The sequence below is a fragment of the Leptothoe spongobia TAU-MAC 1115 genome, assembly GCF_018739885.1.
GTDB classification, from domain to species: Bacteria; Cyanobacteriota; Cyanobacteriia; order Phormidesmidales; family Phormidesmidaceae; genus Leptothoe; species Leptothoe spongobia.
In genome coordinates, this window is sequence record NZ_JADOES010000028.1 from 48,383 (window position 1) to 67,441 (window position 19,059).

Annotated in this window: 14 protein-coding genes; 6 read left to right on the forward strand and 8 right to left on the reverse strand. The window is 45.0% G+C overall.

The window, feature by feature from the left end; all coding sequences use genetic code 11:
• Positions 1-36: 36 nt before the first annotated feature.
• Entirely contained in the window at positions 37-1,020 is a 984-nt protein-coding gene (locus IXB50_RS14170; RefSeq protein WP_215609630.1) for a glutathione S-transferase family protein, read from the forward strand.
• 2 nt (positions 1,021-1,022) lie between these two features.
• On the opposite strand, the gene IXB50_RS14175 is transcribed toward IXB50_RS14170, so the two are convergent.
• Entirely contained in the window at positions 1,023-1,541 is a 519-nt protein-coding gene (locus IXB50_RS14175; protein ID WP_215609631.1) for a LabA-like NYN domain-containing protein, read from the reverse strand.
• Positions 1,542-2,420: 879 nt separating this feature from the next.
• Here IXB50_RS14175 and IXB50_RS14180 point away from each other — a divergent pair.
• On the forward strand, positions 2,421-4,844 hold the full coding sequence (locus IXB50_RS14180; RefSeq protein WP_215609632.1) for a serine/threonine-protein kinase: 2,424 nt from the start codon (positions 2,421-2,423) through the stop codon (positions 4,842-4,844).
• Between the two features lie 103 nt (positions 4,845-4,947).
• Here IXB50_RS14180 and IXB50_RS14185 read toward each other — a convergent pair whose 3' ends face one another.
• On the reverse strand, positions 4,948-6,642 hold the full coding sequence (locus IXB50_RS14185) for a FecR family protein (protein ID WP_215609633.1): 1,695 nt from the start codon (positions 6,640-6,642) through the stop codon (positions 4,948-4,950).
• A gap of 420 nt (positions 6,643-7,062) precedes the next feature.
• Between IXB50_RS14185 and IXB50_RS14190 the strand changes: the two genes are divergently transcribed.
• Complete coding sequence (locus IXB50_RS14190; RefSeq protein WP_215609634.1) at positions 7,063-8,304, forward strand: hypothetical protein; 1,242 nt, start codon at positions 7,063-7,065, stop codon at positions 8,302-8,304.
• On the opposite strand, the gene IXB50_RS14195 is transcribed toward IXB50_RS14190, so the two are convergent.
• The 4 genes from IXB50_RS14195 to IXB50_RS14210 form a co-directional block, all read right to left on the reverse strand.
• Positions 8,301-9,368 carry a 3-deoxy-7-phosphoheptulonate synthase gene (locus IXB50_RS14195; protein WP_215609635.1) on the reverse strand — a complete coding sequence of 356 codons (1,068 nt, stop codon included), beginning with the start codon at positions 9,366-9,368 and terminating at the stop codon, positions 8,301-8,303. The genes IXB50_RS14190 and IXB50_RS14195 overlap by 4 nt on opposite strands.
• Positions 9,369-9,484: 116 nt before the next feature.
• Positions 9,485-9,778, reverse strand: a complete 294-nt coding sequence (locus IXB50_RS14200; RefSeq protein ID WP_215609636.1) for a DUF7734 family protein — start codon at positions 9,776-9,778, stop codon at positions 9,485-9,487.
• Positions 9,779-9,788: 10 nt separating this feature from the next.
• Positions 9,789-10,385, reverse strand: a complete 597-nt coding sequence (locus tag IXB50_RS14205) for a DUF3177 family protein (RefSeq protein WP_215609637.1) — start codon at positions 10,383-10,385, stop codon at positions 9,789-9,791.
• Positions 10,386-10,632: 247 nt separating this feature from the next.
• A complete protein-coding gene (locus IXB50_RS14210) occupies positions 10,633-10,857 on the reverse strand; it encodes a Calvin cycle protein CP12 (protein WP_215609638.1) in 225 nt (74 codons plus the stop codon).
• A gap of 475 nt (positions 10,858-11,332) precedes the next feature.
• Here IXB50_RS14210 and IXB50_RS14215 point away from each other — a divergent pair, with 475 nt between their 5' ends.
• Entirely contained in the window at positions 11,333-12,559 is a 1,227-nt protein-coding gene (locus IXB50_RS14215) for an FIST signal transduction protein (RefSeq protein WP_215609639.1), read from the forward strand.
• Between the two features lie 17 nt (positions 12,560-12,576).
• Here the strand turns inward: IXB50_RS14215 and IXB50_RS14220 are convergent, their stop codons facing one another.
• Positions 12,577-13,167, reverse strand: a complete 591-nt coding sequence (locus IXB50_RS14220) for an anti-sigma factor family protein (RefSeq protein WP_215609640.1) — start codon at positions 13,165-13,167, stop codon at positions 12,577-12,579.
• Between the two features lie 493 nt (positions 13,168-13,660).
• Here IXB50_RS14220 and IXB50_RS14225 point away from each other — a divergent pair, with 493 nt between their 5' ends.
• Entirely contained in the window at positions 13,661-14,107 is a 447-nt protein-coding gene (locus IXB50_RS14225) for a hypothetical protein (RefSeq protein WP_215609641.1), read from the forward strand.
• A gap of 54 nt (positions 14,108-14,161) precedes the next feature.
• On the opposite strand, the gene IXB50_RS14230 is transcribed toward IXB50_RS14225, so the two are convergent.
• The gene (locus tag IXB50_RS14230) at positions 14,162-16,099 is read right to left on the reverse strand and encodes an ABC1 kinase family protein (RefSeq protein WP_215609642.1); all 1,938 of its coding nucleotides are present in this window, start codon (positions 16,097-16,099) and stop codon (positions 14,162-14,164) included.
• Positions 16,100-16,624: 525 nt separating this feature from the next.
• Here IXB50_RS14230 and recN point away from each other — a divergent pair.
• The gene (gene recN / locus IXB50_RS14235) at positions 16,625-18,340 is read left to right on the forward strand and encodes a DNA repair protein RecN (protein ID WP_215609643.1); all 1,716 of its coding nucleotides are present in this window, start codon (positions 16,625-16,627) and stop codon (positions 18,338-18,340) included.
• The last annotated feature ends 719 nt before the right edge of the window (positions 18,341-19,059 follow it).

The window sequence follows — 19,059 nt, forward strand, 5'->3', positions numbered from 1 at the left end:
CGTATTTCTCCGTTCTCCTTTCTTCTACTATTTCCCATGGCGCTTCCTCCTAGCCTACTCATTCGTACTGCTAAAACCATTTGGACGCTTCTATGGCGGACTATGATGTCCCAGATGGCTCCTAGCGACCAGGGAGGGGCTTATCAGAGACCGAAAAGTGTATTTTGCGATCGCATCCCCTCCGAAAAATTTCCTGCAAGCACTCAACGTTATCGGTTGATTGTTGGCATGGGATGTCCCTGGGCCCATCGCACCCTGATTGTTCGTGCTATTAAAGGTTTAGATTCAGCTATTGCGATTACTGTTGTTTCCCCGTCGGGTGATGAAGGCTGTTGGATCTTTGATCAACCTTCCAAACAGGACTCCCTCGACTGTCGTACCATGCCTCAGTTTTATGCCAAGGCTCAGCTTGGATATCAGGGTCGAGCTACAGTCCCTGTCCTTTGGGATAGCCAGACAAATACTATTGTCAATAATGAGAGTTCTGAAATTATTGAGATTTTGAACGCAGCCTTTAATAACTGGGCCACTCAACCTAACCTTGAACTTTATCCTGTTGAGCTACGTTCCGACATTGACCAATGGAATAAGCGAATCTATAGTGCCGTAAATAACGGCGTCTATCGCTGTGGGTTTGCCCAAACCCAAGCCGCCTATGAAGCTGCTTGCAACGATTTATTTGAGACCTTAGACGTCATTGATACTACTCTAGCAACCTCTCGCTATTTGTGTGGTAGTTCAATAACTCTGGCAGATATACGCTTATTTACCACCTTGATTCGTTTTGATGTAGCCTACTATGGCCTCTTTAAATGTAATCGCCGCCGGATCTCCGAATACGAACATCTCAGCGGCTATTTACGAGATATTTATCAGCTTCCTGGGGTAGCCAAAACCTGTGATGTTGATGCCATTAAGCGAGACTATTTTGGCAATTTATTTCCCCTCAACCCAGGTGGCATCATTCCTCTAGGACCAGACTTAGAAAGTATGACAGTCCCCCATAGACGAGGAACTTAACATCAATCTTTTTCGATGTAACGTCTAACCGAGTTCAAATCGATGTATCGATCCGTTGCGTTACGTAGCTCCCGAGCAATCATGCCCTCTGTGGACACTACAGTAATATGGGTGTTCTTAGAACGCAGCAACTCAATTGCTCGCTCAAAGTCACCATCACCACTGAATAAGACAACTCGATCATATTGGGCAGCGGTGTTAAACATATCAACGACGATTTCGATATCCAGGTTTGCCTTTTGAGAATAGCGTCCGGAGTTATCGTCGTAATATTCTTTCAAAATCTTAGTGCGTACGGTGTAGCCAAGACTAATGAGAGCATCCCGAAAACCGCGCTGATCTTGTGGATCTTTTAGACCTGTATACCAAAATGCATTGATTAAGGTTGAAGGAACTGTTTCGTTAGTAAAGTACTCAAGAACACGCTTAGGGTCAAAAAACCAGCCATTTTTTTGCTGGGCATAAAACATATTATTCCCGTCTACAAATATAGAAAGTCGGCTTAACGGTTGCGTATGCATAGAAGTAAAAACAATAACATTAACTAGAAACTAAATAGCTAGGCCTCAAAGTAAATAGTCAGCACAGCTACTTAGAAATAGTCCGAAACCTAAATATAAGAGCAGAAAAGCAACTAAATACGAATTTCGATACAACTACCTACCAAATCACGACGCAATTACTAAGGCATGAAATGATACATGGATTTAATTAGTGGTAGGTAACCATAACTAATTTATAAAGAGCTTGACGGTGACGATATATAAATAATCAAAACTGGAGATGTCCTTGAGTTTCTTAACTTAAAATTGACTGATTAGCTAGATGGTTACAATTTTCCCCATATTGGTAGAGCACTTATAAAATTTCATAGAGCTTTGTATCCATACCTTTTCAATTAGAATAGACAGTTTCAGTACATAAATTAGCTTCGTTGTACGGACTGTTTGCCAAGCAAACCGTAGTGGTTATCTAAATAAGTTGTCACATTTGTCACTAAATTATGTTTGGAGTCTATGGTCAGTTCTCTTTGAAATAGGTCAAGTTACTACTATAAGCCAGATTTGGCTATCGTGCGGACGCCTCTCTCTATTCCTGCCGCCTTGCTCAAATCTCCCAGCTTATAAGTTTGACCTTTAATATACACATACTGACATCAACGACTTACCCAGCGTCATATTATGAGGATGGGATACTAGCGATAGCTTCAGGCTATTATGGTTTTAATTCCAGTTTATAACCGTAACACTATCCCACACTTTATGTGATTTTATACACGCCACTTTATTAAATACTGAAATTATTCAAATTGTTCGCCTAACTAAGGAAATCCTTGATTTCATACAGGTTGCATCATCATATTGCTTTGATTTGTACGGTGTCTAAATACTTTTATACGGATGAAACAAGATGGGGCTGATATCACGGCTACGTTGACATCTCAAGATCGTCTGCGTAGTCTTTTGCCAACCATCAATCTTGCACAGCGATGGCGCGCTTGCCTGAATGTAGTGCTGATTGGTACAACCGCATTAATTACAGGATGTAATCTTAGCTTTGTTCGTTCATTAGAGCATCAGGCGCAAGCTCTAATGTGGGAGCTGCGAGGAGTCGTATCGGCTCCAAGCGATATCGTTATCTTAGCCATTGATGAGGAATCTCTATCTCAGGGGCAGCATTATTTAGATCAGCCTGAAGCTTATCCTGAACTAGCAGCGATTAGTTCATGGCCATGGCCACGGGCAACCTATGCCTCTGCTATAGAAAAACTTTTGGATGCAGGTGCCGATGCAATTGCCTTAGATATTGTTTTTGCTCAGCCTAGTAGCTACGGACCAGAAGATGATATAGCCTTTGCTAACGTTCTTGCTAAACATGGAGAACAGGTAGTGCTGGCGGCAGAATATGGCGATATTGATCTGAGACAGGGGTCTTTGATACAGCCAACGCTACCGTTGCCTGACTTTCGTGAGATGCCGATTCAAGTCGGAGCTATTAACTTTCCGATGGAACCCAATGGTAAAATCCATCGTCTTAGTCGGGAATTTTTGAATACGCTTAAAGAGGTAGAGTCCAATCTATTAGGTGAAGAATTTCCTGCAGAAGATCAGACTGAACCGCCAGTCTTGAGCTTTTCAGAAGCAACTTTGACTGCGGCTCAGGGCGATTACACACAGACTAAGGGCAATCATATCTTCTTCCATGGGCCTGCTAAGACTTTTCAGCATGTTCCCTTTTGGTACATATTAGATGATGAACTTTGGCGATCTCAGTTAGATAATGGTCGTTTCTTTGAGGACAAAATTGTTCTGGTCGGTTCTACTGCTTCGCTTCATCAAGACTTTCATGCAGCTCCTTTCTCTAAAAGTTTACTGTACTCTACGCCGATGGCTGGCGTAGAGATCCTGGCTAATACTGTTGCGACATTACGTGATGATTTAGCTCTGTATTCTCTAGCTCAAAAGCCTTGGCTGAGTGCGTTGGTGGTGGGTGGATGGTTGGGTGGAATGGTTATAGTAATGAGTAAAATCTCATCTCGCCGACCATTTTATCGATTAGTTTGGGCAGCCACAGGATCAGCTGCATGGGGAATAGTTGCTTTTGTTGTTTTTATAACCGGTGGTGTTATCATCCCCATGGCAGTGCCAATCTTTAGTGTGTTGGGTTTTGCTACTGCAGATTTTTCCATTGGTTTCTTTAGTGAGCAGTTACAGAAAAAGACATTACGCAGTACATTAGCTCGTTATGTCACTTCTCCCATTGTTCAAGAGATTATTAGTCAACAGGATGATTTCAAGGATCTATTGGCGGTTCATGAGAGTGAGATGATCGGTACTGTCCTGAGCGATCGCTATCGGATTAGCAAAATTCTGGGAGCGGGTGGTTTTGGGGATACTTATCTAGCTGAAGATACCCAGCGACCGGGTAATCCAATTTGTGTTGTTAAGCAGTTGAAGATTGTTAGTGATAATCCTCGGGCTCACCAATTAGCCCAGCGTCTGTTCGCAGCAGAAGCTGCCACCTTAGAACGTCTAGGTGAACACGATCAAATACCACGTCTGTTAGCATACTTTGAAGCTAACTATTCCTTCTATCTAGTGCAAGAAATGATTGAAGGAACTTTGCTCAAAGATTTGCTTGACCCTCAGCGACCGATGTCTCAACGATCAGTAGCTCGGTTTTTATTAGATCTCCTACCGGTGATCGAGGCGGTTCATACTCAAGGTGTTATCCATCGAGATATAAAACCATCTAACATTATTTCTCGCCATAATGATCACAGTTATGTGCTGATCGACTTTGGGGCAGTCAAGCAAATTTCTAATCGTTTGACGGATACTAATGCTCGCATTACATCAACGGTTGGGATTGGTACCCAGGGCTATATGCCTAGTGAGCAGTCTGCTGGATTACCTAACTTTAGCAGTGACCTGTATGCTCTTGGCATTACTGCTATCGAGGCTTTGACTGGGTTGCCACCCCATGCGTTGCAGCGAGATAAGCATGGAGAAATTCTTTGGGCTGATAAGGTCTCGGATTTAAATCCTGGCCTGGCTACAGTGCTTGGTAAGATGGTGCGCTATGACTTTAACCAACGTTATTCAACGGCTCAAGCTGTACTTCAAGATCTACGAGAGTTAAAACTAGACGGATTGTCTGAGGAATCGCTCGAAAAAGTGGTGCCTGAGCTAGAGTTGGTTAACGAGCAAGATGCTAAGCTTTCGACAGTAATTTTACCGAAGGACTGGGATAAAAGCTATAAACTCCCAGATGCTACTACTGCTATAGATCCCGACGATAATGATGCAATAGAAATCAGTTAAATGTTTAACGTGAGTAGAAGCATTTTATAAGTTGCATATGCTTTATTGCAGTAGACCTCGCTAGATACGTAAAGAGCATCAAAAATTATCAAATTTTATGTATCTAGTTAGGAGCTGATGCTGGGTCAGAATTAGGACCATTGATTGATAAATCTGGTGACTGTAGTACTACTTCAGGATCATTTGCACCAGCTGGCTGTTGTCGCTCAAAGTCCTCAATTGTAACTTCTGGCCGTTCTGGAATTTGGTCAGCTTCTAAAGTAGGGACTACTTCCTCAGGGATTGTTGATGCAACGGTGGGTGTATCGACTGGATTAGGTGTGTTTACGACTGGCGTTTCTGGCTTATCAATCGAGGCAGGTGTATTTACAACAGATGTGATGGGCTGCTCAACTGGATTCGGGGTGGTTACGACCGGAGTTGGTGGCTGCTCGACCGGAGCAGGTGTATTTACAACAGATGTGATGGGCTGCTCAACTGGATTCGGGGTGGTTACAACCGGAGTTGGTGGCTGCTCGACCGGAGCAGGTGTATTTACAACAGATGTGATGGGTTGTTCAACCGTATTCGGGGTGGTCACGACCGAGGGGGGAGTCGATGTTTCTATTGAAGCTTCAGCTCCTGTTGGCGTTACCGTTGAAATTGCTGGAAGATTAGTATTAGTAGAGGAAATCGATGAAACTGTCGATGTTGTTGCAGAACTACTACTACTTGTCACTGCTACAGGTGCAGGTGCAGCTGGAGGTGTTAAATCTGCCTGAGATTCTCTGATACTGGCACTTGTGACAGTGTTATCAATATTTGCGTCACCGCCAGCTAACGTCTCTGGTGCCAGAGCATTAACCACTGAAGATGTTCCTTCTGATGAGGCGGTTGTAATGGGTTGACCTAAACCATGAAAGGAGGCTGCTGGTGATGATGCAAACCCAGGAAAGCTAGCAAAAACACTGCTGCTAGATGACTCATCTAATTCATTAAAAGTATCGTTAATCCCACTGAGAGCGATAAATCCAGGATTTTCAACGATTTCTTCAGCTGGGACGTCATTATCAAAATCACCTTGTAGCTTTAGGGCATCCTGAATTTCCTGCCACACACCTTGAAGATCCTCAGATAATTCTGCAGGTGGTGTAGAGCTGTCAAGCTGTAAGCCTTCTACCAGCCCACTAGTCTGATAGAACGTTTTGAGATCAAATTCAAGCCTTTGAGTAATCGTATCGCCTTCGATTACAACCATCTCTCCAGCGTAGATAGGCTGCTGCTGCGAACCGCTTTGATTGTAGGCGAGCATAGCTCCTGCTGGATTATTGGTTAGGGCTCCAACAAAAGTTATCGGGGAATTACAATAACCTTCAGCTGTTAATTCAGCTAAGCACTTTACCCTAACAAATAGAGCAGACCCTTGGATTCCTGTCACCGCATTGGGCGTTTGTATCGTGGTACGCCCTTGGCCAGGTGGAATCAAGAGTAAAACCGTACCGTTTGAAAGCTGAAAATTTCGGGTGTTAGGCGTGAATCGGAAGGTTGCTTGCTCGCCAACCCGTGCCAAAGAGCCATCATTGAAACGGAGTTCTGCGCGAGCCGATGAAGAGGTACGCAGCGCATCTCCAATATTCATCACATCAGCAACACGCGCCAAGCGTGCATTGTGACCGCTGGGGATAAGGTGTACCCGATTGCGTAATCGCTCCACTCTAGCTGAGGTAAGCGATGTTTGGGCTAAGGCGGCACCAGGGATACCAAAAATAAAGGAGGTACCTAATAATAGTGAGCACCAGCGTGCAGAAACTTTGCGCATAGTCAGATAGGGGCTCATGGGCAGAAGTACTGGGCAAATGCATTGAGCAGGAACTTTTACTCTGCTCCACTAGTAATACTACCCAACTTTCTATCATCATGGCCACAGTTTGTTTACGCTTTCTTCAAAGTGCAGCCTAGTTTTTGTGATTTATTCGGTCTTTATCCTGATATGTAAGCGTTTTTCAGATTTTGGGAAAAATGTCTTATTAGGTTTAGGTATTTGAGCGCACGGCATTAACGACAATGGTTCTTCTGGACTATAGTTACAAATGCCATGTTTTGCTCAAAACACTGTCAGCGTTCTGGATTGCATAACAGTGGACTATCTGTACATCGGCAAATAGGCTGATTTTGGAACTATGGAATATTAATGATGGGTCTGTTTTCTAGGCCATTGGGAAGAATACAGTTCTTAGCAATGTGCCTGGGTAGTTGGGGAGCCTTGGCATCGAGTGCGGTTGCTCAGGAATCAATTCTTCTGACTGACTTGACGAGTGAACTGGTGGAACTGGTTCAAGATGACCAGATTGTAGGCTTGTCATCACCAGAGTTGCTGGAACCAGAGCCTACATATGATCCAAATTCTACATGTACAGATAGACGTAGTTTTTCCACACCTACTACTTTATCCGTATCAAAGTTGATCGAGACGTCTGCTGGTCGCTGCAAGTGTCAGAAGCAAGCTTCTCAAGAAAAGTTCTGGCAAGTGGCCGATGGCCATGATGGCGATGGTAGACGTTTTTTAGATTCTGATGAGGATCGTGAGCCAGAGTCGTCTGGTGACCAGCAGCCTGATGATGACGATAAGGGTAATGATGAGTTAGGTGATGATGAGTTAGGCATTTTGCGGGTTAGAGCGCAGCCCGTTGGTCTTGATAGCGAGCTAGGTTTACTGCGAGTTCGCCAAAATAACCCCAATAATGAGGTCCCCTTAGAAGTTGAGCCTGAGCCTACCCGCCAAACCAGTGTCTTTTTAACTGCGCGGTCTAATGTCTATGGGGGAAATAATTTATTTCGTACTCCCAACCCTATTGATGATCGTATTTATCAAGCGGGTGTTGGTATTTTTGCTTTTCCACGGCTTTCTGACCGCACTAATTTGGTAATCAGTGCTGAAGCAAACCTGGCTAGGTACGAAGACCTGTCAGTGGTTGATTATAACGAGCTACAGTTTCAGGCAGGTATTCGTCAGCGTTTGGGTCGGAGTAGTTATGGCCAACTCAACTGGCGTTTTCAAGACCTCAGTACTCCTGGTAGCGACTCCTTTTTTACGGCTAACTACATAGAGCTGTTACTTAGTCGGCGTGATATTTTGAGTAATCGTGTCTGGCTTGATACCTATTATCAAGCACGGTTAAGTCAGAGCGATCCAAAAGCATTTAGCCGGTTTAGCCATATTGCTACTGGCTCTTTAAATTATGGATTTGACCCTCAAACCCGTGTCAGTTTGCTGTATCAATTATTTTTGGATGATTACACAGAAATTGTTCGGTTTGATACTTATCATCAGGTACTTGCCCAGGTGAGTCATGACCTATCGAGTACTACACGTCTTAGTTTGTTTACTGGGTTTAGATTTGGTGATTCATCCCTATCGGTTATCAACTTCGATGACACAATTTATGGTGCGAGTATTAATGTGAATGTTCCGCTCTTTTAGAGGGATGCAGTTGATAGGTGAGGGCCAACGGCTGTAGCCAGCTTTTCCAGCATAGTTTGGGTGGTTTCAAAGTCAACACAAGCATCTGTGATGCTTTGACCATATACCAAATCATCCAGGTTTTCAGGAATAGACTGACGACCGGCTCGGATATGGCTTTCAATCATAACCCCTAAAATGTTACGTGAGCCTGTATTGAGCTGCGTTGCTACATTTTCGATCACCACACTTTGTTGCTGATGTTGCTTATTGGCATTAGCATGGCTGCAATCCACCATAAGGCGAGGATTGAGGCCAGCTTTTGAGAGCTCAGCGACTGCTTGTTTGACGCTTGTTTTATCATAGTTAGGGCCATTTTTGCCGCCTCGCAGTACTAAATGTCCGTCGGGGTTGCCGGTGGTTGCTACGATACTGGCCAGACCACTGTGGTTGATCCCTAGAAAATGATGGGCTCGACTGGCGGCCAACATAGCGTTGGTAGCAGCCTGTAAACTGCCGTCAGTATTATTTTTAAAGCCGATGGGCATGGAGAGACCAGAAGCCATTTCCCGATGCGTTTGACTTTCGGTAGTGCGGGCTCCGATGGCGGTCCAGGAAATGACATCGGCAATGTACTGTGGTGTGATGGGATCCAATAGTTCGGTGGCGGCAGGTAAACCCATCTCAGCTAGGTCAATTAAGAGTTTGCGAGCTAATCTCAAACCCTGGTTGATGTCATAGCTCCCATCCAGATGTGGATCGTTGATCAATCCCTTCCAACCGATATTAGTGCGAGGTTTTTCAAAGTAAACCCGCATGACAATTTCTAGCTGGTTAGATAGTGATGATCGCAATTTAGCGAGGCGTTTCCCATAGTCGTGAGCGGCGGCAACATCATGTACTGAGCAAGGCCCCACAATCACTAGCAGGCGACGATCCTCGTTGTAGAGAATATTGCGGATGCGATCGCGAGTTGCAGATACTAGAGCAGCGGCTGATTGCGTGAGGGGCAGTTCCGCATGAATCATGGCGGGGCTGATCAGGGGCCGAGTTTCGACCACATGTAAATCTTGCGTTTGATGCATAGCAGAGAAAGAGGCACGATGAAAAGCTATTGAAATAGCCAGCCGACTGAGTATGGATTAGAAGCAGCTACGGCTGGTAACTATTGTGACAGGTCTTGAACGTAACCATTGTAATTTCAAGGATTCGTTAATCGCTTAGCAAACTGATCCCAGCTAATCTGTTGTTCCAAGTAGTTTGGGCAACTGGGTTGGTATGGACCAGCCAGACGGTCAATCATGATATTTACAGCATTATCAGGCAGTACTGGAATATCGGGATCCGAGGCAGTTGATCGTACAAGGGAGCTAGAAAACCCTCTAAATATCAAAATTTTGTCCAGTTCATCATCAATCTCAGCAGTCACGAGCAAAACTTCTTGAGGATGATGAAGCGTATACTGCTCAAGCTGTTTTTCAATCGAAATTGCCATGGGTGCTTATTTACTGGTTAAGGGCAGACCGTCCTTGACGTCCCAGTTTGACAAAAATAAAGTAACTCAGAGTCAGTAAATAAATTACTAACGCTAGGATTGCCCAAAAACCTAGGAAACCGGGGGTGAAACCAGCATGAAACGATTGCTTAAATAACGTTGGGGCCTCTAACCATACTTGGCAGCTGTCACCAGCAAACATGGTTTGGGAAAAGGCGCAGCGTAAAAACGGTATTTGAAACAATACTCCCAAGCCACAGTAGAACGTTATTCCCCAGCGCCAAGAGATAAAAACTAACTTGAGCAACGAAAAGGGCTGCTCTCTGATTTCTTCATTGAGATCTGCCCAAAACCATAGAGATAGAGGCATCAATACCCGTGCTATCACACCAGTTAAAAAGCTAAAAGGGAGCCCTGCAATCATTAGATATACAGTGATCGCTAGCAGACTAGAGACCTTCCAATAAATCACTAGCAATTGCTGTAATATTTCAGCTCGGGTCACAAATGCCCAAACTAGTAGTAATAAAGGAAAAAGTACTGTGAATACGACCGCTAAGCGATAGTCCGTCCAAACCAATGGCTGTAGCAATGAAGAACTCGGCATGGAAGTTATTGGAAAATCCTCAAAACGCTCTTTAGATTAACACTGTAGGGTGGCAGGAAGGTAAGTAAAAGTGCCCGCTTCACACCATGCGTTGGTTGATTTTTAAAATATTGATTGCTTACGTGTCCATTATTACGGCCGAGTCCCCAACTGTAGGAACTCGGCCGCAATATCTTTAGTGCTGAATACAAACTAGCTCGTTAGCATCGGGCTGGTTTGTGCCAGTAACTAAATATTAGTGATGTTCTTAGTCTTCGTAGATGCGGCACTCATCTGCTTCAGGGTTTTCATCGCAATAGGTTTCAAAGTTGGTCTTAGGCTTTTCGGACTCTCGCTGATGCGAAGCTTCAGCTTGGAGTTCTTCTACAGCATCCCAAGCAGCAGCACAATTTTCAGAACCGGTGCCGTCAGTACTGCAGACGTCTCGGGCTGCTTTGATCTCTTCAGAAATTTTTTCTTGGATATCGCTCATAATTATTGTCTATTTTGACTTTCAACAAAGTATTGAATTTTGAAAGTGTGCTTATTACTAGAGATGGTGGTCTGTTTTAGAGTTTCCACGAATCACTAGTTTAGCGTTGGAGGTGGTTTACATCTCTATGGTAGCTTTGGTTTTTTCAAACCCGTTGTATCTAAAGAAGCATTTTGCAATTAGCGGAAATGCTCTAGGGGCAAGGTATGCTTAAAGCCCATGAGGTAACTATGGGTATCGGTTGGTGAAAAGCTTGCCATTTGCACTAGTAAAAGTTTTGCTGTCCGAGTCCTTCCTTTGGTTCAGAGCATCGCTTGCTAAGATGCTATAGGTTAGTTGCAGTCTATGACTTAGGTCTCAACAGCCTTGTTTGTCGCACATTGGGCTAGATGACAGGATGCTGAGGGCTAGACTGTTAATATCTTTATTTCTATTTTGAAGAGTATTGAGTTTGCCACCATTGCCACCAAATGCCATGAAATGGGCCAGTGCCGTCTCTACCCATCCTTCACTAGAGCTAGCACTACGAGAGGTGATTGAGCGAGTATTGACCCAACTGGAAGTAGCGCCTAATTTGGCAATAATTTTTATCTCCTCAGCGTTTGCTAGTGAATATTCCCGCGTATTACCTTTGCTCAAGGGACCTTTGGGGGGGGCTCATATTATTGGCTGCAGTGGCAGTGGTGTGATTGGTAGAAGCAATGCAGGCCATTTGTTGGAAGTCGAAGAAACGGCAGGGATTAGTTTAACGGTTGCTTATCTGCCTGATGTCGAGATCCAGGGATTTCATTTGTCCATCGATGAGTTACCTGATTTGGATAGCCCCCCCAGTGAATGGACAGAAATCATTGGTGTGTCACCAGCTGACAAGCCACATTTCCTGTTAATGGCAGATCCCTTTGCAACTGGTATGAATGACCTATTACAGGGGTTGGATTTTGCCTATCCAGAATCGGTCAAATTGGGTGGTCTGGCAGGTATTGAGAGTATCAGCCGTAGTTGTGGATTATTTTGTGGTCAGCAGCTTTATCGTCAGGGGGTCATTGGTGTGGCGCTCTCTGGCAATATCACCATTGACGCTATCGTTGCCCAGGGGTGTCGACCCATTGGGCCTACATTTCGTGTTGTGGAAGGGGACCGTAATGTGGTCACAAAGGTAGCTGCCCAGGTGACCCAAGAGGAAGCTCCTGAGCAAACTCCGCTCGAAGCCTTGCAAGAACTGTTTCAGGATTTGGATGAAGCAGATCGACAGCTGGCTCAAGAGTCATTATTTATCGGCTTAGCGCAAAGCGGTTTTAAGCAATCTTTGGGACAGGGTGACTTTTTGATTCGTAATTTGGTGGGTGTGGATCCAAAAGTAGGCGCGATTGCTATTGCTGATCGAATTCGTCCAGGTCAGCGGATCCAATTTCATCTGCGAGATGCTTTTGCGGCTAAGGATGATCTAGCAGCGTTATTAGAAACCTATCGACTGAATAATCAAGACCGTGTTTCCCCTTCTGGTGCTTTACTCTTTGCCTGCAATGGTCGTGGCACAAGTCTGTTTAATGAGCCTAATTGTGATACTGCGCTTTTTAGTCAGAAACTAGGCCCCGTTCCCTTGGGGGGCTTCTTTTGTAACGGTGAAATCGGTCCCGTGGGTAAAACGACCTTTTTACATGGCTTCACATCGGTCTTTGGGATTTGTCGGGAATTGGACTAACGTCAATTAGCCTGTTGCTAGAAAATTTTACTGATATAGGGGTTATCCAAGGAATCGATGGTTAGCTCACCAGTCGTTGAGGCAAGTTCTAATAGGGTGCTTTGGGGCAGAGTTTTGATAAACTGCCAGGCTTCTTGGAGTTGCTGTCGACCGCTGGTGGTACCCAAGTGACTAAGACCGCTGAAGAGTGCGATCGCAATTGCAAACACTAACGTCCGACGTAATGTCGATTGAGAAAATATTTCCCAAGATGGTTTGGGAGGAGTCGGGACCTCTAACGGCGGTTGGGCTTGTATAGGAGCTGTTCGAATCGCCTGACGCAGCATGAGCAGCCGTCGATACATTTGCAATGTTTGGGGGTCATCCCGTAGCCATTGGGCGACAAGCTTGCGTTCTTGAGGCGTTACTTCATCATCAAGATAGGCACTTAGCAGCTCAAACCTTGTCTCTTCGTCATAGGCTTCCGATAGTTCAATCTGCTTTTGTGTAGAGGATTCATCAGATGTAGGCTGATGAATCCCGCTATCAGCTTGCTTGGATGGGTTATTTAAAGGATCAACATCGCCAGATGCGCTACCTTTGCCAAGTGGAGCGTGATGAAAGGACATAACGTTTAGACCTGAATCTACCAGTGACGTAAATATTGCCAGCAATCGCCTTAGGCTGCTGCCGGGCAAATTATCTACTCGACGTCCGTTTGTATCCTCCAATATCTCTCTGGGAGCTGGAGGTTAACTAAGAACCAGACAGGTTACTTCTAAAAGAAGCGCCTGAAGCAATGTGCTTGAAATCTAAGACGTGGGGCTTAGCAAAAAGTATCCGGAAAGCAAAGACTTTTTGGCTGGAATTTAAATCAGATTTAATAAGACCATGCTGTAGCTTGACAAAGTTTATGCTGATGCGAACACATCCCTGAATTAACCATATGGCTATACCTTCAACTTTTATGCAGGACTTTCCGTATTTTGATCCTCTAAAGATGTTAAATTTGTGCCACTTTATACGCGCTAGGTGCGAAATCTTGACGAACCTCCCCGACAGGGCACATATACAGCGAAGGGGGTAAGGGTATACTAGGTTTAGCCGTTTGCTTATCCAACCATGCAGCACTTGGCCAAGGTTTGCCACACTACCTCTGAGGGCGCTCTCGTCTTACAATTTTTGGCGCGTCAGCTCGAAGATTACCTTTGGGAACTATCCATCGGTGATCAGGAAGTTGTGTCTACGCTACCTGTAATTTTTAATGAGGGCACCTTGGTGTTAGTAGAACTAGATGCCTCAAATCAAGTCGTTGAGCTTCAAGAAGCTACCGATTGGATCTTGGACTTAGTATCCCAATTTCTAACTCAAGGAGTGACTCCCCAGTTCTTCCATCAAGAAGTAGAAAGGGCCGAGCAGTGGCGACAGTCCCTCACTTTACAGAGTCAAGAAATTCGTCGTCGGGCCTTAGAAACTGCTGCCCGACGAGATGAAATTCAAGCGTTAGAAAAAAAGTTACGGCTAGAGCAGGAAGAGCGTGAACGACATAACGAGACCAAATCATCCTGAGCACTGCTGGACTATCGATAATGTTTAAAGATGGCCGCATCGCTTTCTAGCCTCTTAAGAAGCTGACTTTTGAGCAGATAACAAGGGCTTATTATCAGCTGTGTTCTGAGGCATTTTAGCTGTTGGCAAAAATATGGTGCGTAGTAATCTAGCGGCTGCTCGTTGAGCTAAGTTGCGAGCTACGCGCTGTCCCATTTTTTGGGTTTCCGGTTTAGTTAGAACCTGGGGCACGAATTTAACAATGGTGCCGCCATTCATGCCTTTTGTTTCTCCCAGTAGACCCATAATACGGCTGATATGCTCCCACTCTTTAGCCATAGGAGTTGAAGTTGCTTTAGGCGATGGCTGCACTGACGATGCGCGAGTGACGACAGTCTGTAGCCGTTTGACCAGACTATAGCCAAATTGGTCCAGACTTTTGGCTAGTTCATCGGCAATATGGTCGCGAATATGGTCGCCTCGTTCTGAGAATAAATAGTCAATGGTTTGCTGTAGGACTTTTTCCAGATCATAATCCTTGCTATCACGAGCGTTGCGCAGCAGATTTTCTAACCGATTCCAGCGGAAGTCGCCGTCCTTAAATAGCAATTCTTGAAGCGATTGACGTAGTTCGGGAGAGGGATCGGTGAGTAGCCGTTTAGCGACGTAAGGATATGCTTTACTGAGAACTTTGAAGTTGGGATCAACGCTAATAGCAATGCCGTCTAGGGTGACCAGGGACCGAATAATCAGAGCATAGTAGGCTGGGACCCTGAAAGGGTATTCATACATTAGGGCGGAAAACTCATCGGTGATGCTTTTGAGATTGAGTTCGGCTACTGAAGCACCCAAGGCATTGTTAAAGACGGAGGCTAAGGCTGGAATAATTGGGTTTAGGTCTGTCTCAGGAGTTAAAAATTCTAGTTTGACGTAGTCGTTGGCCAGACCATCAAAATCCCGGTTAACCATATGGACAATGGCTTCGATTAGACCGTAGCGCTGATAGCTTTCTACATTGCACATCATGCCAAAGTCCAGGTAGGCCAGTTTGCCGTCATCGGTAACTAGCAAATTACCTGGATGGGGGTCTGCATGAAAGAAACCATGTTCTAATAGCTGTCTAAGGGAGCATTGGACCCCAATTTCAACAATTTCGGTTGCACTTAAACCCTTGGATTCAAGGATTTCAGGTTCGGTGAGTTTAGTGCCATTGATCCACTCCATGGTGAGTACGCGTCGAGCGGTCAACTCAGTGTAGATTTGAGGCACGATAATCTCTGGGATATATCCATAGAGGGACTCAAACAGTTGAGCATTTTCCCCTTCATGGTTATAGTCCATCTCTTCAAAGATACGGGTACCAAACTCGTCCATTATGCTGACTAGGTCACTACGCACCACGCTTAGATGATTGCAAGCCCACTGGGCCATGCGCCGTAGTAGATAAATATCGCGGGTAATTTGTGCTGTTAGTCCTGGACGTTGCACCTTAATGGCGACGTCCTCGCCAGTTTTTAGTTTGCCTTTGTAGACTTGTCCTAGAGAGGCCGCCGCTACAGGATCGGGTGAAATTTCGGCATATATATTGTCTGGTGTTTGCCCAAGGTCTTCTTGGATCAGACGAAAAGCGACTTCATTGGGAAATGGTGGAATTTGATCCTGTAGCTTGACCAGTTCTGCCATAAACGTGGGAGGAACCAGATCGGGACGGGTGGATAGGGCCTGACCAATTTTGATATAGGCAGGACCTAACTTAGTTAAGACTTCTCGCAATTGAGCAGCACGTTTAGCTTCGTTTTTCTTTTGACTGCCGATTTGCCGATCCCATAGCAATCCGAGTCCAAAACCAATAAATGTCCAAACTAGTTCTACGAGACGCAGGAAAATTTTGATGGGGCGGGTGCGATAGTATTGTGCGATCGCAATGGGGTCATAGATCAATAGATTATCCACAGACTGCGCTGGAGATGCCGGGCGGTCATTCAAGCTAGAGAACGCTGACGCAGTCTGCATGGGCTGTAATCCTCTGTAGATAAAGCTTCTAAATAAGCTTGACAATATATGGTTAACGCAAATGGCTGACTCAAAGCAGCGCTCAGCTTTCTTAAAGGATAAATCCTGAGTCGATGTTAACTATTGTAACAAAAGCCTCCCGTAATCCTTAAGACTAGCTCTTCTTTCTATTGTCAGAATAATTCGACCTTGGGAGAAATGGCAGTGACAGAAACCGAAGTCCCTGTCGTTTCTCTTAAAAAAGATGTGGTGGGTCTGCCTCGCTGTAAGAGTGTTAGTTTGTTGCTCAGTTCAAAAACACGGTAAAACACGGTTTCAAACCTAAATATGGTCTAAGCCGATATTTCACTTCATTTCCACAGTAAAAAATCCACAGTAAAATTGATGAGCTCACTATTTGAGTAATACCGTTATTTGGCTTTCCTACACTGTGCTTCGGTTTAGTCACATCCGTTTGCAATCTGTCGTTGCTAATCTCAGGGACAAACAATACCTGCAATTGATTCCCCGCAGGAGACAAGAGCCATGTTAACCTCCCTGAAAATCGATAATTTCACGCTGATCGATCAGCTAGAGCTATCACTGCAGCCTGGTCTCAATGTTCTCACTGGAGAAACTGGTGCCGGCAAGTCCATTATTTTGGATGCCATTGATACAGTACTTGGAGGCAAAGCCAGTGGACGCCTGGTCCGTACAGGCGAAAAGAAAGCGCTCATCAAGGCCACGTTTCATGCTTCGCCACCAGTGGCTGAATGGCTTGCTGCCAATGATATACCGCTCAATGGTGACGGATTACACTGTAGCCGTGAGCTAACCACAGGTCGAGGCAGTGTACGTAGTCGTAGTCGTTTGAATGATGTCGTTATCAAAAAAAATCAGCTAGAAGAACTGCGTCAATTGCTGGTGGAAATTACTGCTCAGGGACAGACTGTGCAACTTGGTTCCCTGGATACACAACGTGATTGGCTGGATGGTTTTGCCGGTAGTCAACAGCAGCAACAGTGCCACATAGTAGCCGAGGCCTATGCTGCTGACACTGAGGCGCAACAAGCTTTGGAGCGTCGTCGTCGGGCTGAGCAGCAGCGTCAGCAGCAGCTAGATCTATTTGAGTATCACGCTCAGGATCTAAGCGGTGCTAACTTGCAAGATCCTGATGAGCTAGAACATCTTAAGCAGGAACACCAACGGCTCAGCCATAGTGTAGAGCTGCAAAAGCAAAGCTATGAAGCATATCAAATCCTCTATGAAAGTGACGGTAGCTTTGATAGTTGTTCTGATTTGTTAGGGCGTGTAGAAAACCTACTCAGCTCTATGCAGCGCTTTGATGATCAGGTCACACCGATGCTTGATCTTGTGAATGATGCTCTGGCTCAAGTAGAAGAAGCTGGTCGTCAGATCAACACCTATGGTGAAAATCTAGAAACAGACCCAGCCCGTTTGGCTGATGTCGATGCGCGGATGAGTGAGCTCAAGCAGCTGTGTCGGAAATATGGTCGCGATTTACCCGAACTGATTGAGTACTACCAGGAAATACAAGTGGCTCTGGATGCTCTTAATGGTGATGGTCAATCTATTGAAGCCTTAGAGGCTGCCTATGAGCAGACCCAGACTACTCTGGTAGACGAATGTGCCAAACTGACAAAGCTGCGAAAAAAGGCTGCCAAACGTCTGGAGTCGCAGCTAGTGGAGGAACTCAAACCCTTAGCGATGGAACGAGTGAAGTTTAAGGCCGATTTACGCTCTGCTTCTCCCCAAAGTCATGGTGCTGATGTAGTGGAGTTTCTATTTAGCCCTAATCCTGGTGAACCTCTACAACCTTTGACAGAAACAGCATCTGGTGGGGAAATGAGCCGTTTTCTATTAGCCTTTAAAGCCTGTTTTAGTAAGGTAGACCCTATTGGCACATTGATTTTTGATGAAATTGATGTTGGTGTATCAGGGCGTGTAGCCCAGACAATTGCTGAAAAGCTTTATCAACTTAGTCGGCATCGTCAGGTACTTTGTGTTACTCATCAGCCCTTAGTGGCTGCTATGGCCGATGCTCATTTCCATGTTGATAAACAAGTTGTAAGTGATGGCAAGAAAAATACTGATGAGCGCACTGTCGTGAGGGTGACAAGTCTTGATGCCACGGCTCGTCGTAAAGAACTGGCTCAACTAGCCGGTGGTCGCTCCCATCAGGAGGGTATTGCCTTTGCAGAATCACTATTAGCCCAGGCCGAAACTATTCGCCAAACTTAAGCAATTATTAGGGCCTCCTTATAGGGCAATGGTAGGTGACTGTTATAGTTTGAATCTGAGATAGCGAACAGTTTTTGTGATGTTTTCGGTGTTGCTGAGCCGAACTATGATTTCATTTGCGAGCTCTTGACTTAATTCACCACTTCTTGTAAATCGATTTTAATCCAGCGAAGGCAGTTGCCCTAATAGCTTGGGCATGTTGAACAAGAGCTGGATTGATCGTTAATGGGAATCAGGGGGGCGTTGGACTGTGCATACCGATTGTGAAAGATGGCTGCATACCTTGGCTTGATTGCCTACTTTTCTGCTCTGATTGCCATTATTTACACGAAACTGTGATGAATTATCTTGCCATTTTATGGCACGTTCTCAGAGTTCCTCTGATGGGTACAAAGGCATTGAGTCTATGGCTGTTGTTCCAAGCTACCTATGTCAGCCATAGCCTTGAAAGTCATCATGCTTATCATTCAGAACTGTTGCGGCCTACTAATCTGCTGGTGGAGATTGATCACAAATTTCAAACTGTAGGTGTAATTGACAACAATGCAGTTTTCTGGGCTGTAGATGCCATGTTGTCGTTGTCTCAAAGTATGTTTCTAACGTGGGTAGAACGTATTAGTTCAAAGACTATAGTGCTCATGTGTATTAATTCACAGGGTCCCCTGAATTTCTCGTCAATATTGCGATGATCAGGTAGTGTAGTGGCCATGAGTCGCTTG

Coding starts and splice junctions, on each gene's coding strand:
- IXB50_RS14185 (WP_215609633.1), bottom strand. CDS start 6,642: ATGCGCAAAGTTTCTGCACGCTGGTGCTCACTATTATTAGGTACCTCC.
- IXB50_RS14215 (WP_215609639.1), top strand. CDS start 11,333: ATGAAATGGGCCAGTGCCGTCTCTACCCATCCTTCACTAGAGCTAGCA.
- IXB50_RS14230 (WP_215609642.1), bottom strand. CDS start 16,099: ATGCAGACTGCGTCAGCGTTCTCTAGCTTGAATGACCGCCCGGCATCT.
- IXB50_RS14195 (WP_215609635.1), bottom strand. CDS start 9,368: ATGCATCAAACGCAAGATTTACATGTGGTCGAAACTCGGCCCCTGATC.
- recN (WP_215609643.1), top strand. CDS start 16,625: ATGTTAACCTCCCTGAAAATCGATAATTTCACGCTGATCGATCAGCTA.
- IXB50_RS14205 (WP_215609637.1), bottom strand. CDS start 10,385: ATGCCGAGTTCTTCATTGCTACAGCCATTGGTTTGGACGGACTATCGC.
- IXB50_RS14170 (WP_215609630.1), top strand. CDS start 37: ATGGCGCTTCCTCCTAGCCTACTCATTCGTACTGCTAAAACCATTTGG.
- IXB50_RS14220 (WP_215609640.1), bottom strand. CDS start 13,167: ATGTCCTTTCATCACGCTCCACTTGGCAAAGGTAGCGCATCTGGCGAT.
- IXB50_RS14210 (WP_215609638.1), bottom strand. CDS start 10,857: ATGAGCGATATCCAAGAAAAAATTTCTGAAGAGATCAAAGCAGCCCGA.
- IXB50_RS14225 (WP_215609641.1), top strand. CDS start 13,661: ATGCAGCACTTGGCCAAGGTTTGCCACACTACCTCTGAGGGCGCTCTC.
- IXB50_RS14180 (WP_215609632.1), top strand. CDS start 2,421: ATGAAACAAGATGGGGCTGATATCACGGCTACGTTGACATCTCAAGAT.
- IXB50_RS14190 (WP_215609634.1), top strand. CDS start 7,063: ATGTGCCTGGGTAGTTGGGGAGCCTTGGCATCGAGTGCGGTTGCTCAG.
- IXB50_RS14200 (WP_215609636.1), bottom strand. CDS start 9,778: ATGGCAATTTCGATTGAAAAACAGCTTGAGCAGTATACGCTTCATCAT.
- IXB50_RS14175 (WP_215609631.1), bottom strand. CDS start 1,541: ATGCATACGCAACCGTTAAGCCGACTTTCTATATTTGTAGACGGGAAT.